Below are 15,602 nucleotides of genomic sequence, written 5' to 3'. Positions count from 1 at the left end.
CAAAGTTATTTAAAAGGTTTGTCTTATCCTCTAGAAAAAGCTATTTTTGCTTTAACAAGTTTTTATTTTTACAATTCAGCGAATGAATTATATTTCAAAACAATTTAACATTCATTACTTACCCGAGTATAATCTTTTGGTAAAAGCTGGCTTCCAAAAGGATGTATTAGCAGTAGTTGATAAGAAGTCAGTAGCACCTATATTGATTGAATATTCCTCGGAGGAGCCAATTTTAGATGCAACAAGAATAATGAGTTTGCCATTTCGATTCGTTCGGATTGTGATCCCACATCAAAGCTTTACATTTATACCAAAGGAAGTTTTTCAGCAGGATAATATTGCGCAATATCTACAATTTTTGGGCACATCAGACCTTGAAAATACATTTATTTATTATTTAGATAATCTTGGTTTGGTGGCTTTGTATCAATTTGATAAGCTTCTTTTAAATCGCTGGCGCAGGTTGTTTCCGGATGCTGTTATTCTTCCTGAATTTGCCGTTGTGTTGGATCGTGCACAAGAACGTATATCTATTCGGGGTAGTGTATTGGGGTTGCACTTTGTAGCTGATAACATTGTAGACTTTTATTTGTTCAAGAATGGTGTTTTTCAACTTTACAACAGCTTTGAAATTCATAATCTTGATGATGTTAGTTATTACATATTGAACATATTAACACAATTTGGCTTGGGCGATTCTATCGATAAAGTTCTACTTTCTGGTGAAGTTCCCAACGAATCTTTTTATAAGCGCATAGCGTCCTATGCCGGAGATATCGAAGTATTGGATTTAAAAACAAAGGTTGTCTTGGCGGATCAGGACGTGAATAGTAACTTGACACCATACAACATATTATTTGATTCAATATTATGCGAATAATAGGAGGTAAAATTGGTGGCTTAAGGCTGAATCCACCAACCAATTTGCCGGTTAGGCCAACCACAGATATCGCTAAAGAAGCCTTGTTTAATATTCTGCAGAATCGTTTGGAATTTGATGGCTTAAATTGCCTTGATCTTTTGCAGGAACCGGAAATATTAGCTTTGAGCTAGCATCTCGGGGTGGAGCATGTTGATTCTGTCGATTTACATTTTAAATGTGTACAATACATTACGGACACTGCTAAAAAAATGAAGCTCGAACAGATCAATGCCAGGAAAGCAGACGTTTTTAAATTTATTACCAGCTGTAAAAGTACCTATGATTTAATTTTTGCAGATCCGCCTTACGATATTCCAAAACTGCCCCAATTGCCAAAATTGGTTTTTGATAACAATCTATTGAATAATAATGGGCTTCTTATTGTCGAACATCCTTCTACAAGACAAATGGAAGACCATCCGAATTTCATAGAAACCAGAAAATACGGTTATTCATCTTTTTCATTCTACGCAAATCCCTTATAATATGAAAATTGCTGTTTTTCCCGGCTCATTTGATCCCTTTACCTTAGCCCATCAGGATCTGGTTGAAAGGGCATTGCCATTATTTGATAAAATCATTATCGCTGTAGGCTATAATGCGAACAAAAAGGGGATGTTAGATCATGACGAGCGAGTCAATGCTATACAGGATGTTTTTCGAGGTACAGAGGCGATTGAAGCTGTGAAGTATAGTGGTTTGACAGTAGACTTCTGTCAGAACGTGGGTGCGAATTTTATATTGCGTGGTTTACGAAATACGGGAGATTTTGAATTCGAAAATGCCATAGCGCAAAATAATTTATTATTGAATCCCGCTGTGGAAAGTTATTTTTGATGAGTAGATCTGGAAAGGGCCATATATCGTCAACTATCGTACGAGATGTCTGGTTTAACGGGGAGATGTTAGCGAGATGGTACCTATGGAAGTTCTAACCTTATTGGATGAGAAGAGATCACCAAAAGGCTAATCGCTCAATTTACCAGTACGAAATATAAAATATCCCGACAAAATATAATTTTGTCGGGATATTTTATATATTGAAATACAGTTTATTATGATGTAATATGTAAAGTGTATCTTTATTGTAAGATCAGGTATAAAACCTTTTATAAGCATACTTGCCAAATAATATTCTGATTAGTATTTAATATAATCTTAAGTACCTTATTATCAATACTTTGATATTGATTCAAAATCAATTTTCTTCATATGCGCTCGCTGTATTTAATAGAGACATTTCTTCAGTTGACAAATTTATTTTGGTTGCTCTAGTTAGCTCCTCAAGTTGTTGCAGAGATGTGGCACTTACAATGGGAGCGGTGACAGAAGGTCGATGAAGAATCCAAGCAAGTGCAATTGTTGGCATAGCGGCTTGTTGATTGTGTGCTACTTGAGCTAAAGCGTCCAGAATACGAAGTCCGCGGGTATCAAATCTGCCTTTTAAGGCGTCAGATCGTTTTGCTTCTTTAATGTCATCTATCGATCTATACTTGCCTGAGAGAAATCCGCTTGCAAGAGAGTAATAGGTGATCACGCCCAAGTGATTTTCGAGCGCGAGTTGCTCATAATCTTTCTCATATTTTGAACGGTCGTACAAATTATACTCGGGCTGGATAGCAATATAGGCAGGGAGATTATGCTTCTCTGCGACAACTAATGATTCCTTTAGGCGTTCAGGGCTTAAATTAGACGCTCCAATCCATTTTACTTTACCGGCATGGACCAATTCCTGGTAAGCCTCAAGCGTCTCATCTATGGCTGTTGAAAGGTCATCGTGATGGGACTGATAAAGATCTATTGTGTCTATTTGTAATCTCATGAGTGATTCGTCAACAGACTTTATAATATGTTCTTTTTCAAATTGGGTTTGTCATTGCCGAGCCGACGTCCGCCCACTTTCGTCGCAATCTGAATTTTATCTCGCACATCCCGTTTACTGATCCATTTACCAATAATGGATTCGGATTCTGATCCTGTATGACCGGGCACCCAATGGGAGTAGTTGTTAGAGGTGTCTATAAAACTAAAGCCCATATCGACAAATGCATCTAAAGAGCAAATGACTGTTGCTCATCAACAGTCCAACCAAATACATTTCCGCCAAAAACAATCGGTCTAAATTCAATTTCACTATTTCCTAACTTTACCTTTTCCATGATTTACCTAATATTTTCAGCTTAAAATTAAGAAAAAAATGCCAGTTAAGCCTTTGAAGAGGCTTTGCAAATAGTTTTATAAAAATTTCTAATTCATTTTCAGGTAGTTTAGGAAAAGAAGTGGGAGAGAGTTTGGAAAAATAAAAACTTTCCTTACTTTTGCATCATCCCAAACGGATATGCCCGGATGGCGGAATTGGTAGACGCGCTGGTCTCAAACACCAGTGGGAAACCGTGCCGGTTCGACTCCGGCTCCGGGTACAATAAAAAGGCTCTTCAATTTGAAGGGCCTTTTTATTGCTCACGGCCAGTAGGGATCTCTTATAAGTAAAGTTCCCAGCTTCCTTACACATGAAAAGATCTGGCTATATCTATTAGGTTGGACATTCTTATCACTAGGTTCGACACAACATACCACTTCGTTTGCTATTTTTATGCCATTTTATTGGTATTTCTCTGCTGTTTTATTGCTATTATACCGAAGAATAAGCAGAGAAATAGCAAAGGAATGGCAAACCAATACCAAGGAAAGTCCAAAGAAATAGCCTAGAAAGGCAAAGAATAACCAAACAAACGCCAATAAATAAGCAAAGAAACAGCAACAAATAAAAGAATAGGCAATAAAAAACACCATAAGAGAAGCCCTATGGTGTTACATAAATATATAGTTTGATTAGTTTTTCGCTATGACCATTTCTGGTTCTTCTTTGCCGCCATGACAAGTTTTACAAGAAATTGCTTTGGCCGGTGAGCTATCCCAGCTACGATTAAAATATTTTTGTTAATCTTTTGGGTCATCTTGATCATTGCTCGGCCAATTTCCTTTTTATGGTTCTCATCACTCGCAAAATCCAGCTTTTTAGGATCCTCTTTTGAAGGAGCATGACAAAAGCCACATTTTACACCTAATGCGACATTAAACTCTTTCATTGTTGAGATCAACTCATCATGCGAGATATTCTTTGGTAAGACCTTTAAATTAGTTGGTTTAGGTTCTTCCTGAGGTTTTTCCTGTTGGAAGTTAAATGCACTCAAGGCAATGACTATAGCAAATACAGAAGCAATTGCTCCAATTTTTTTGATGTGTTTCATTTCTCTTTTCCTTATGCTTGACTAAATATAGCGATAAGAAAATACTTTAGCAACGAAAAATGAAGTTATTATGACAATTTAGATTGATTATTATTTACGGATCCCGTCATCTACAATCCAGTTTTGGCTATCTAGCTGGTAGTTGATAGTCAATAATTTCCCTTGATTCTCACATCTTTTAGCTTTACTGTGTCGCTAGAAACCCAAGTACTATCATTAATCTGTTGGAACCGAACCCCTGTAATATTTGGTACGCCAGTAAAGAATTCTATTTTAAACGATTCGGCGCCTCCTTCACGTAGAATGCGGATCAATCTATTGGATCGATCAACAGACAATGAGTTGCCCTGAAATTGAACCCGGCCAATATAACTTCCGGTAATTCCAGCAGATCCTTCACCATCCGTATTTTCATTCTTCTTACACGAAAAAAAAGTGATAAGGCATAAAATGAGTACGACTAATGGTTTGAACAACTTCATATGTGTAAATTTTGTGCTAAAATACGGTTTTTAGATGAAAAACTCAATTTATCAAACCGGAAATGATATTGATAGTCAATGCCACCACGAATGTGTTAAGTGCAAAGGAGAGGAGGCCATGAAATAGCGCAACCCGTCTTATCTTTTTCGATGAAATACCCACATCAGATACTTGAAATGTACAGCCCATGACAAAAGAAAAATAGGCAAAATCCAAATAGTCCGGTTTGTCGTCCCCTGAAATTCCAATCCACTACCCTTGGAACCATTTTCATAATATAAACGTGCATAATGGAATGTATAAATAGTATGGACTAGACACCACGAAGCAAGTATAGCAAGCATACAGATAATGATAATAAATGAATTATCAAGCTGTTTATCCTTAGTCGATATAATGATCATCAGTACAGAAATAAAGCAGCTAACCGTAACTAATATTATAAATAGGGATACAAAAAGTCGGCTACCGTCTTCCTGTTGTGCTTTCTTAGCAATTGTGTTTACCTGCATGCTGTAAAACGTATACCAAGAAACCAATATATAGGAAATACAAAAGCCAAGCCAACATAAAACCAGACTTAACAATGTGAAGGTTTTAATCGGGGAAAAGATATATACAAGTATAAAAACACAAATTGCGATTAGAGCCCGGTGAATGGACTTCATTTGATGCAGGACTGTCCTTATTTTTTCCATGATCATAAATTAACAATCGAACTGTTCGCTCGCCTCAAAAATCAACGGTTTTCCGCCGTTGGAAAGAAATAATAGTGTAGTTTCTTCCTCATAGTGACTTGGATTGGAAAAGATAAAATCCAACTGCCCATCACGATCTATGTCACCAACAAACTGTGTAGACATAAATATATGATCATATTGATCTTTTGAAATAAAGTTATTTCTTTGGCTCCCCAAAGGTGGCATTAAGCTTGTAATGTGCGACTTCGTGAAATAGTTTTTCATGTCCTTTTTCATCCGTCTGCACTTCAGTGGATTTGATGTCTCCAAATCCTTTCAGAATAATATGTTGTTTTCTAAAGGTATATTCTACGGATTCTTTGGGCCAGATTTCCGAATGGTTTATCTTCATATTTTCCACGGCGCCCGGTTTTAATCCCTTTATATTCAGAAACAAAAGCGAGTTCCTTTTAGACTCGACACTTTTTGACGGAACCTGAGCACATTCATCGTAACTATCCTTAATTTCATAATCCACTTTCTCCAGATAATATTTTCCCTCACGCTCATAGAGATCAAACCAATCCTTATTCAATACAGCGGTCGGATCCTCTTTTTCCCAGATGCGATAACTGCGAACCAAGAAAATCTGCCCTTTTGAACTATCGGCTGCTGCCGAAATTGACAAGGCTGTACTGTCTTTTGACGTCAAAGATGAACTATCTTTTGTGGCAATTGTGTCTATCGGAGTATCATTCTTTTTCGTCGTGGGACTGTGACAAGCTTGGATGAATAATAGCCCAAACAATAAGGTCAAAGCAGAATAGCTGTTCATATATTGTGAATTTTTATTTAAATATATAAAAATTCACAATATATAAACCCTTTAGCTTTGTTAGGAGAGTGCTTCCTTAAGTAAGGAAAATGATTTCAGGCATTTTTCATCATCAAAGATATAGGAGGTCGCCATAATTTCATCGACTTTATGATCTTTGACAAATTTTTCTATCTCTGGGGTGATCTTATTTTTATCTCCCACAAAAGCGCAGGATGCCATGCTGTGTACAGCTTGTTCGATGGCCGGAATGCCTTTATAAATCACCTCTTCCGTCGGAGGAGACAATGGTCTCCTTGTATTGGTTACTATACCAGCAAATAAATTATAGAAGCTGGTTGACAAAAACTCAGCCTCTTCTGTGCTGTCTGCAGCAATAACATTGACACAAGAAATAAAATAAGGTTTATCCAAGACCTCCGATGGTACAAAGTTTTGATGATAGATCATGCTTGCTGAGGCAAATTGAGCCGGCGCAAAATGTGTCGCAAAGGCGTAGGGAAGCCCTAAACTAGCCGCTAAATAAGCGCTATCCGTACTAGAACCCAGAATATAAAGAGGGATTTCCAGTCCTTCACCGGGGAATGCCCGCACCTTTGCATCATAATTATCGGTGCTGAAATAACGCTGAAGATCTTTGACCTCCTGCGGAAACTGAAAGGCAGTATTCATATTATTTCTTCGCAATGCCATTGCTGTTAATTGATCGGTACCTGGTGCGCGACCTAAGCCAAGATCAATTCGACCGGGAAATAACGTTTCCAATGTGCCAAATTGTTCGGCAATCACTAGGGGAGCATGATTAGGCAACATGATACCACCCGAACCTACTCTGATCCGGTCAGTATTTGAAGCAATATGTTGTATAAGTAGTGAGGTTGCCGAACTTGCGATATACTCCATATTATGGTGTTCAGCTACCCAGATTCTTTTAAAATCTAGTTTTTCGATATGTTGGGCAACTTTTACACTGCGAGCGATAGCACTAGCTGCATTTTCTCCCTTTTTGACAGGAGCTAAATCTAATGCTGATAATACGATTTTATCCATGCATTAAAATTACGGAGAAGAAATAGGACAATTGTAATAAAATTGTCTATTCTAGGATTCGCTGTGTATGTATGACAATCAGCTGATCATTCAATGTTGTCGTGAAGAAGCTGAAGGTGTCACCGGAATCTTTGATCTTAAACTTCTTTTTATCTCCTCCGTTTTTAATGGAAAATTTTTGGCGATAATATCCGCAATTAGAGGGCTTTTCCTTTTCTTAAATTCTGTGAAAGATTCAACCTGCTTTATCACAAATATTTTGCCCGGAAAATCAGGGATTTTCTGATCCGATGTATATAAATGGGTGCTTTTGTGTAGTTTTTTTACATCAAACCGATCAACGATTGTTTTAAACGCACCGGCTTTGGTCAGGGCAACATCCGGCTCATAAAGATAGGATAGAGGTGCACTATAATCGACAAGGGTAGCGCGTTCCTCCTCATAAGTAAAAGAGATGATCTGTTGTTCCTCTTTGAACAGTCGGACAGCATGAATGACCGGCTCGCCTATATATCCTTTCTCTTGAATAAAAATAAGTTCTTTACAATCATTTTGCAAGGAAACGACATAAACATCCTTTACATGGACTAACATGCTCAATGCTGAGGAGATATCCAACAATGGCGCAAGCTTGCTGATAATGACATCTGATCGTTCGAAAAAATCGTTTTGCAGAGCCACCAAATTGGGTTCACATTCGTCCAGTAAAAATACTTTCTTATTTTGAACTCTACGCGAAGGATCCAGATAGATATAATCAAAATGCGCCTGTGGATTGTTAAGTATGTAATCTACACCATTTGTGGCAATAACCTCAACATTTGTGGCAGACAATATCCTGGCATTATATGCAGAAATTTGTGCAAGATCAGGATTGAGTTCACATGAAATCACTTGCTTTGCCCGCCTTGAAAAATAAAAGCTGTCGACACCAAAACCGCTTGTCGCATCAACTAAATTTGTACCTTCCTTAATAAGGGAACTTTTGAATAATGCTGTTTTTTCTGATGAACACTGTTCTAGATTTAGTTTAGCAGGAAAATAGACTCCTGGAGTCCCTGCCCACAAAGGTATTTTAATCCGTGTACGCTGCTTACCATCGAGTTGTGCAGCTAATTCAGAAGACGATATTCCTTCAAAAGGAGATTTCTTTAAAGCTATTTTAGTAGGAGACTCGCTCAGGTTTTTTCCAAAAACAGCTGTACCTCCTTTTGAAGAATCAATCTATTCATTTATATTTTCTTAACAAGAAGCTGGCACGTATATCTATCTTTTAATTCACTGATCACCTCTTTATCAACCAGAACACGATCGATCGTTTCCTGGTTATAATAACGGATCGTGATTAACTCAAGACCAGACTCATAGGTAACTTTAAATCGTTGTTCAAGATCGTTAATTAAATCCACCAAATTCTTTCCAGTGTCATCCACGGAGACCGTAAAATTGATCGCTGTGTTGTGCATCATATTTATTTTGATACGATGTTCATGGAATAGATTAAAGATGTCTCTGAGGTTATCTTCCACGATGAAAGAAAAATCCCTGGGCGAAATGGAAATAAAAATCTGATTTACTTTAAATATAAACGAGGGAACCGGTAATGTCTGATTTGTACTTCGAATTATCGTTCCGGGAGACTCCGGATCAACAAAAGAACGCACATTTAAGGCAATTTTCTTATTCTGCAGTGGTTTGATCGTTTTCGGATGAATTACGGTCGCACCATAATAGGTCAGTTCGATCGCATCCGTATAAGATAGTTCAGGGATCAATTCAGTTTTTTCAAACCATTTAGGATCAGCATTGAGTACACCCGGGACGTCTTTCCAGATTGTTACATTTTCGGCATTTAAACAAGACGCAAATATCGCTGCAGAATAATCAGATCCTTCACGACCCAAGGTCGTTGTGAAATTCTCAGATGTGGATCCAAGAAAACCTTGTGTAATGACAATATATTCGTCTAATATGGATGGAAGTTCAGCACGGATTTTTTCTTCTGTTTTGTTCCAGTCAACTGCAGCCTCGCGATAGGTGTTATCAGTTAGAATATAATCGCGGGCATCTAACCATTTTACTTTCTCTCCGATAAAAGCAACATAGGCAGCGACAATTTTAGTCGATATCAATTCACCCATGGATACAATTTGGTCAAATAGATAGTCATAGGAATCTTGTGGATCCTCTTCCAAAATCCATTCGATCTCGACGAAACAATTGGCAATTTCATCGAATATTGGGTGTTCACCATCAGGAAATAGGTCCTGAAGAATTTGAAAATGGAATGCTTTGGCATCTTCAAGGGTTTGAAGCTGCAACCCTGTATTGTTATAATATTCTCTGGTCAATTTCTCCAGAAGGTTTGTCGTCTTACCCATGGCAGATATAACGACCAACAAAGCTTCACCTTTGTATTTCGAAATAATCTTTGCTGAATTTCTGACACTTTCCGCATCCTTTACTGATGCACCTCCAAATTTAAAAACCTGCATTTATTTTATTGAGTTTAGTTGATTGCTAATTGATACTATTGATATAATGTAACCCTTTTTCTGACATTAGATCTTTAATAGCGGTGTAAGGGATGCGTAATTCTGTACTACCTTCCGCATAGGATTTAATTTCATAGATATTATAGTAGAATAATAATTCGTTTTTTTCAAACGTAAAATTATCTGCGAGTGAAAACTTGCCCTCTTCAAAAAAATACTTTCCATTTAAGGAATCATCCTTATTTAACCCTTCTTGTTTACGAAAGCATTGTTCGACTATTGTTGTAAATCTGCCTTTATTTTCTTTGCGAATAATATCGTCAATCGTGATAGAACGATTAGACTGCCTATCAAAGTTTGAATATAACGTTACATGGTCGCCATGAGCTCCGCCAGTATATTCTTCCTGTTTCGTTCGTAAAGCAAGATAGACCGGTGTGTTAGCAACTACATCTACCTGAAGATCGCGATTCCAGGTTGCAGTAGATTTGCCGTTGTTATCATCCACATATTCATTGTAAGCACTGATAAAACGATGAGCAGCTTCCTCCATGCTTGTATCCCCTTCAAGATGAACAATAGATGAAACAAGATCATTGATTTTTACTTCATCGAATACAGGGTAGCTTGCCCGAAAGTATGTGGTATCCAACTGATCATCTCCTTTTAGAAAATAATTACTATGCTCATCAACCATTTTTTTATGATATGAGAGCGTATCTCCTGTTTTCGCAAGAGAAGGTGTGGCACTTTTGTTTTGACATGAATACAACAAGCTACCTATAAATAAAATTTTCAAAAAAGATAAAACCGCATTGAATTGATTGCTTCCCTCTAATTTAATATGTGATTGATACATTAATCCACTCTGAATCAAAATCAGCTTTATACCGCTCGTAGAATTTTATGGCCGACTCGTTCCAGTCCAAAACTTGCCATACCATGCCATGATAACCGCATTCTTTGCCGTAAGCCAGTGTTCTGTCAAAGAGTTGTTTGCCCATTCCCAGTCCACGCATTTTTTCGGTGACGATTAAATCTTCCAGATAAAGCCTTCTTCCTTTCCAGGTGGAGTATCTGACGTAATATAATGAAATTCCAACAATTTCGTCGCCAACTTCCGCTACAAATGCACCCCAAATAGGGTTATGTCCAAATCCAGCTTCTTCAAACTCCGCGAGAGAAACGGTCACCTCATCCGGTGCTTTCTCATAGATAGCCAATTCTTTGATTAGCTCAAACATTTGTGGGCAATCTGATTTAATTGCTGCGCGTATAATTGGTTTAGTCATTGTTTTTATAATGTTTAATTACTCTTTTACCAAAGATTGTACTTCCAATACGGACCATGGTAGATCCTTCTTCAATTGCTAATTTATAGTCCGATGACATCCCCATAGAAAGGATATTAAAATAGTCGTCTTTACGGTAGAAGCTGGCTTTAACTCCATCAAATAACATCTTTAGTTCGTAGAACTCTGCTTTGATCACCTTTTCATTGTCTGTATTGGACGCAATCCCCATTAGCCCACAAATTCGGATATTTTTTAGTTCCAGGAATTCTTCATCACGAAGCAGCTCGATCAATTCGGCATGATCCAAACCGAACTTGGTATCCTCGTCAGCAATATATATTTGCAATAAACAATCGATGTTACGATTCGCTTTTATCGCATGTTTATTAACTTCTTTTAGCAGTTTTAGGAGTCAATAGAAGCAATTAGACTAATAAATGGCGCAATATATTTTACTTTGTTCGTCTGTAGGTGTCCGATCATATGCCATTGAATATCTTTGGGTAAAAGCTCTGCTTTCTCAATTAATTCTTGAACATGATTTTCACCAAAAATACGTTGTCCAGCCTCATAGGCTTCCATGATTTCTGAATTGGACTTTGTCTTTGAAACTGCTACAAGCTGAACGCCCTTTGCTTCGGTTTCCAATCTTAAAGCTTCTAAATTACTCGCAATACTCATTTCCGATATAGTTTGATGATGTAAAAAGTGCCAAATGTCGGTGCTTTTTGTAAATTTGTACAAAACTACGAAATGCTACGATTAATACTGAATCTACTTGCGGTGATTTTTTTATTTGGTTCCTGTGTCAGACCAGAGGAGAAGGATATTATCTCACAAAGCAAATTTGTAAATGCTTTGACAGAAATCCAATTGACAGATTCATATCTCAATATTTTGCCCATTGATAGTGCACGCAAAGTGATGGTGCCTTTGTACCAGGTGACTTTTGATAAATACGGACTGGATTCCGTTTCTTTTAAAAAGAACCTGGACTATTACGGTAAAGATGCTGAGGTCATGTCAGCCATTTACAAGAAAGTGGAAGATAACTTGACGAAGGAAAATAAGTTTTATACGGATATCGAACGTAAAAAGCAAGATTCTATCCGAACAAGGGATTCGATTGTCAATGCAAGGATTCAGGATAGTACAAGTCGTGTGATGCGACAACAGCAACAGTATCAAGAACGTATTGCTGCGCTTATCCACTACAAACCAAGTAAGGAGAAATTCAGTTTTAAAGAAGCGTCTTCGTTGTTTAACAAAAATTTCCAACAGAAAACAGGTGTTAGCTTGGACAGCTATTTAATGAACCAGCTAACTAATGGTAGTTCAATTACTCCAGCTGGATCACCGCCACCTACTTCCTCTGGAAATCCTGCGTCCCCAGCAACAACACCTGGCGTTTCGGCAAAGGACACAGCAACGTTACCAAAACAAATGGAGCAAAGGCTTGAAAACCTATTCTTACTCCACCACAGGCATTGAAGCCTGTATCAAAACTTTAACCATCAAAGAATATAATTTTATGGTATATCCATTAAATGCGATAGATAAACTCGGCTTTTCCGAGATAAAAGATAAAATAAAACAAAAATGCCTGAGTGAATCGGGCCGTGAGCTGGTCGAAAAATTCAGCCACAAACTCGCTTTGATCAGATAGATCGTTTTTTGAGACAGACAAGTGAATTCAAAGATCTTCTTGTCAATGATGGAGCATTTCCCGTAGAGAATTTTTTTCCTTTAAAATCCATTATTGAAAAAGCGAGGGTGGAAGGTGCTTTTCTACTTGAAGAAGAGTTTTTTCGTGTCCTGTTGTCCTTGAAAACTGTTTATGCCATCATTCGCTATTTTAACGAAAGAGAGGGACTTTATCCGAATTTGGAAGTGCTATTTGAGCATTTACCTATCGAGAAGGGAATCATCCGTGATATTGAAATAGTGATTGACGAGCGAGGAAAACTCAAAAATAATGCTTCACGCTTATTGCTCGAAATCACTCAACAAATACAACGGGCAGAACAAGATGCGCTCAAACGTATAAATAGTATCTTCAAAAATGCCCAGGACAGTGGCTGGACTGCGGATGGGAATTTGACTGTACGGGATGGACGTCTATGTATTCCGATCTTGGCTGAAAATAAAAGAAAGCTTAAAGGATTGATTCATGACGAGTCTGCAACAGGTCAAACGGCTTATATTGAGCCAGAAGAAGTTTTTCAGCTCAACAATAAAATTAGAGATCTTGAATTTGAACGCAGGAGGGAGGTCATCCGAATTCTTGTGGAACTCACAGATAAAGTGCGCCCGCATCTCCCTTTATTGTTATCCTATCATGGCTTATTGACCAAGGTTGATTTTGTTAGAGCCAAAGCATTGTTTGCCTTGGATATTGAGGCCGAGATGCCTGAATTGTCCAAAGAGGCGGAGATCAATCTCATCAATGCGCGTCATCCATTGCTCATACTTAACGAACACCATAAAGGCACTGTAGTTCCATTAAATATACAAATCGACCAGTTGCAACGTGTTATTGTTGTCTCTGGACCAAATGCCGGTGGTAAGTCAGTATGTATGAAGACAGTGGGCTTGCTGCAGATCATGGTGCAATCAGGTCTATTGATCCCAGCTGAACCGACGACGAAAGTAGGTGTATTCAAGCAAATATTTGCGGATATTGGTGACGATCAATCTATTGAGAGTGACCTCAGTACCTACAGTGCACACTTGTCGAAAATGAAGTATTTTACGGAATTTGCCAATGGACGTACCTTGGTACTCATTGATGAATTCGGAACCGGAACAGACCCTCTATTTGGCGGACCTATTGCCGAAGCCGTATTGGAATCGTTGAATAAAAAGCAAATTAGAGGCGTTGTAACAACCCATTACTCAAACTTAAAGGTATTTGCGAGCAATACAACGGGTCTGGAGAATGCTTCCATGTTATTCGATAACCGCGAGATGCGCCCAATGTATATTCTCCAGATCGGTAAACCCGGAAGCTCTTACGCCTTCGAAATTGCACAGAAAATCGGCTTAGGCAAGGATATTCTAGAGGCCGCCAAAGGGAAAATTGGTGTACAACAGAAAAAGGTAGATACCTTGTTGATCGATCTTGAACGGGAGAAGAAAGAGGTGTTTGACACGAAAGTTGCCATCAATAAAAGAGAGAAAGAACTTGAATCTCTCAAATCGGAGTACTTGGAATTACAAGGTTATCTTGAAGAAAATAAGCGGGTTATCCTGAAAAAGCCAAAGAGGAGGCTCAGGAAATCATCAGAAACTCCAATAAATTAATCGAAAATACGGTTGCACAGATCAAATCAGCGAAAGCTGATAAGGAGAAAACCCGTGAATTGCGCAGTAATCTGGATCAAGCTTTGAAAGCTGTTTTGCCGAAAGAGCAAACAGTAAAGCATGTCATTAAAGAAAAATAACGGAATCCTCCGAATTAAGTATAGGTGACTGGGTACAGATTATTGATAATGGTGCTGAAGCACAGGTTGTTGAAATTGCCAAAAACAATTTGATTCTTGCTATGGGAGAATTGAGAACAGTACAGAAGCGAAAGAATGTCATTAAGCTCGAAGGACGAGAGAATAAGAGATCAGCAAAAAGCTTGTCTAAATCATTGTCTGCGGGTACTGTCGCAGATTTTAATCCGGAACTTGACCTCAGAGGGATGCGCACCGAAGATGCGTTGAATGAATTGGAGAAAGTACTGGATAGGGCTGTTATGGTAGGCTACCCATCTTTAAAAATTATCCACGGTAAAGGAGACGGCATTTTACGAAAATTCATTCGGGATTACTTGCGTAAATACAGCCATGTCAGTCGGTTTGAAGATGAACATCAAGACCGCGGTGGAGACGGAATAACTTACGCTTATTTATAGCAATAAAAGAACTCGCACATGTAAAATGCGAGTTCTTTTTACCTTTTAGATCGTTTGATCTTTGCCACCAAAGGTAATCATCACCATACCTACAATAATAACAAATATACCGACAACCTGCTGCCAGCTCAGTGGACTTTTAAAATAAAATGCCATTGCCAATTGAACCGTCAGAAAAGTCCCACCTGAACATAATGCGATAACAATAGGTTGAGAGACATTCTTAAATAATTGAATCAGAAACCAACTTGCTGAAAGCAAAATAATATTCCCAACAATCAACGCCGCCCATTTATATTTGGGGTGAATACCGCCAAGTTTAAATAGGATGGAGGAGACAATTTGGCAAGCCCAAAATGCCGCAAAATAAAGGTAATTTAACATAATTGTCGCTATTCGTATCTACTGTAAGCACCGTTAAAAGATTGACGCATTAACGAGAACTGGTCTATTACACTTTTAAGAAATTCCTCATCGAGCAATTCAAAAACACCATTTACGCCGCCTATGATGTCAACCTCTGCAATTTTATAAGATTGCTCCAGATTTCCTTGTTCAAATTTGATGATGAATTTCTGGTTCATTCCAAAGATGGAAATCTTGCAATCAGGATGGGGAGTTCCGCTATTAATCTCATGTAAATCTCTTGTTTTAAAAATTACCATAAAAGTATAAAAAAACGCCCAAATG

General features: G+C 38.0%; 16 protein-coding genes, 1 tRNA gene and 4 pseudogenes. 6 read left to right on the top strand and 15 right to left on the bottom strand.

Translation table 11 applies throughout. The annotated features are described in order from the left end of the window. Nucleotides 1–82 precede the first annotated feature (82 nt). From KUH03_RS44060 to coaD, 3 genes and pseudogenes are all read left to right on the top strand, one after another. Nucleotides 83–880, top strand: a complete 798-nt coding sequence (locus tag KUH03_RS44060; protein ID WP_257090863.1) for a DUF3822 family protein — start codon at nt 83–85, stop codon at nt 878–880. Then, nucleotides 871–1,407 (top strand): annotated as a pseudogene (locus KUH03_RS44055) (RsmD family RNA methyltransferase). The gene KUH03_RS44060 and the pseudogene KUH03_RS44055 overlap by 10 nt, the downstream one beginning before the upstream one ends. Before the next feature lies 1 nt (nt 1,408). Further along, nucleotides 1,409–1,759, top strand: a complete 351-nt coding sequence (gene coaD, locus KUH03_RS44050; RefSeq protein ID WP_257090862.1) for a pantetheine-phosphate adenylyltransferase — start codon at nt 1,409–1,411, stop codon at nt 1,757–1,759. A 361-nt stretch (nt 1,760–2,120) separates the two neighbouring features. On the opposite strand, the gene KUH03_RS44045 is transcribed toward coaD, so the two are convergent. Both KUH03_RS44045 and KUH03_RS50100 read right to left on the bottom strand, forming a co-directional pair. Then, nucleotides 2,121–2,744, bottom strand: a complete 624-nt coding sequence (locus KUH03_RS44045; protein ID WP_373564592.1) for an aldo/keto reductase — start codon at nt 2,742–2,744, stop codon at nt 2,121–2,123. A gap of 20 nt (nt 2,745–2,764) precedes the next feature. Continuing rightward, nucleotides 2,765–2,959: an aldo/keto reductase gene (locus KUH03_RS50100; protein ID WP_373564591.1), complete on the bottom strand. Its 195-nt coding sequence runs from the start codon at nt 2,957–2,959 to the stop codon at nt 2,765–2,767. Between the two features lie 303 nt (nt 2,960–3,262). Between KUH03_RS50100 and KUH03_RS44040 the strand changes: the two genes are divergently transcribed. Next, nucleotides 3,263–3,342 (top strand) — tRNA-Leu (locus tag KUH03_RS44040). Nucleotides 3,343–3,765: 423 nt separating this feature from the next. On the opposite strand, the gene KUH03_RS44035 is transcribed toward KUH03_RS44040, so the two are convergent. The 11 genes and pseudogenes from KUH03_RS44035 to KUH03_RS43985 form a co-directional block, all read right to left on the bottom strand. Next, complete coding sequence (locus KUH03_RS44035; RefSeq protein WP_257090861.1) at nt 3,766–4,173, bottom strand: c-type cytochrome; 408 nt, start codon at nt 4,171–4,173, stop codon at nt 3,766–3,768. A gap of 149 nt (nt 4,174–4,322) precedes the next feature. Then, nucleotides 4,323–4,655 (bottom strand): hypothetical protein, encoded by a 333-nt coding sequence (locus KUH03_RS44030; RefSeq protein ID WP_257090860.1) that lies wholly within the window; start codon nt 4,653–4,655, stop codon nt 4,323–4,325. A 43-nt stretch (nt 4,656–4,698) separates the two neighbouring features. Then, nucleotides 4,699–5,324 (bottom strand): annotated as a pseudogene (locus tag KUH03_RS44025) (DUF1345 domain-containing protein). Nucleotides 5,325–5,363: 39 nt separating this feature from the next. Next, complete coding sequence (locus tag KUH03_RS44020) at nt 5,364–5,519, bottom strand: hypothetical protein (protein ID WP_257090859.1); 156 nt, start codon at nt 5,517–5,519, stop codon at nt 5,364–5,366. A gap of 34 nt (nt 5,520–5,553) precedes the next feature. Further along, complete coding sequence (locus KUH03_RS44015) at nt 5,554–6,171, bottom strand: hypothetical protein (RefSeq protein ID WP_257090858.1); 618 nt, start codon at nt 6,169–6,171, stop codon at nt 5,554–5,556. 60 nt (nt 6,172–6,231) lie between these two features. After that, nucleotides 6,232–7,221: an LLM class flavin-dependent oxidoreductase gene (locus tag KUH03_RS44010; protein WP_257090857.1), complete on the bottom strand. Its 990-nt coding sequence runs from the start codon at nt 7,219–7,221 to the stop codon at nt 6,232–6,234. A gap of 90 nt (nt 7,222–7,311) precedes the next feature. After that, nucleotides 7,312–8,289, bottom strand: a complete 978-nt coding sequence (locus KUH03_RS44005; RefSeq protein ID WP_257090856.1) for an RsmD family RNA methyltransferase — start codon at nt 8,287–8,289, stop codon at nt 7,312–7,314. 164 nt (nt 8,290–8,453) lie between these two features. Beyond that, nucleotides 8,454–9,716, bottom strand: a complete 1,263-nt coding sequence (locus KUH03_RS44000; RefSeq protein WP_223583365.1) for an aspartate kinase — start codon at nt 9,714–9,716, stop codon at nt 8,454–8,456. A 25-nt stretch (nt 9,717–9,741) separates the two neighbouring features. Then, a complete protein-coding gene (locus KUH03_RS43995) occupies nt 9,742–10,413 on the bottom strand; it encodes a DUF3298 and DUF4163 domain-containing protein (RefSeq protein ID WP_257090855.1) in 672 nt (223 codons plus the stop codon). 142 nt (nt 10,414–10,555) lie between these two features. Further along, nucleotides 10,556–11,008, bottom strand: coding sequence for a GNAT family N-acetyltransferase (locus tag KUH03_RS43990; RefSeq protein ID WP_120257494.1), 453 nt, complete (start codon nt 11,006–11,008; stop codon nt 10,556–10,558). After that, a pseudogene (locus KUH03_RS43985) lies at nt 11,001–11,692 on the bottom strand (YggS family pyridoxal phosphate-dependent enzyme). The gene KUH03_RS43990 and the pseudogene KUH03_RS43985 overlap by 8 nt, the downstream one beginning before the upstream one ends. 72 nt (nt 11,693–11,764) lie before the next feature. Here KUH03_RS43985 and KUH03_RS43980 point away from each other — a divergent pair. After that, nucleotides 11,765–12,502, top strand: coding sequence for a DUF4296 domain-containing protein (locus KUH03_RS43980; protein ID WP_257090854.1), 738 nt, complete (start codon nt 11,765–11,767; stop codon nt 12,500–12,502). Nucleotides 12,503–12,542: 40 nt separating this feature from the next. Beyond that, nucleotides 12,543–14,912: pseudogene (locus KUH03_RS43975) on the top strand (endonuclease MutS2). Nucleotides 14,913–14,957: 45 nt separating this feature from the next. On the opposite strand, the gene KUH03_RS43970 reads toward KUH03_RS43975, so the two are convergent. After that, on the bottom strand, nt 14,958–15,296 hold the full coding sequence (locus KUH03_RS43970) for a hypothetical protein (protein WP_257090853.1): 339 nt from the start codon (nt 15,294–15,296) through the stop codon (nt 14,958–14,960). A gap of 8 nt (nt 15,297–15,304) precedes the next feature. Continuing rightward, on the bottom strand, nt 15,305–15,496 hold the full coding sequence (locus KUH03_RS43965; protein ID WP_257090852.1) for a hypothetical protein: 192 nt from the start codon (nt 15,494–15,496) through the stop codon (nt 15,305–15,307). Nucleotides 15,497–15,602 lie beyond the last annotated feature (106 nt).

It is taken from the genome of Sphingobacterium sp. E70, from assembly GCF_019285695.1.
Lineage (GTDB): Bacteria > Bacteroidota > Bacteroidia > Sphingobacteriales > Sphingobacteriaceae > Sphingobacterium > Sphingobacterium detergens.
Note: the sequence above shows the minus strand (reverse complement) of the source record. Positions and strands in the feature narration are given on the sequence as shown.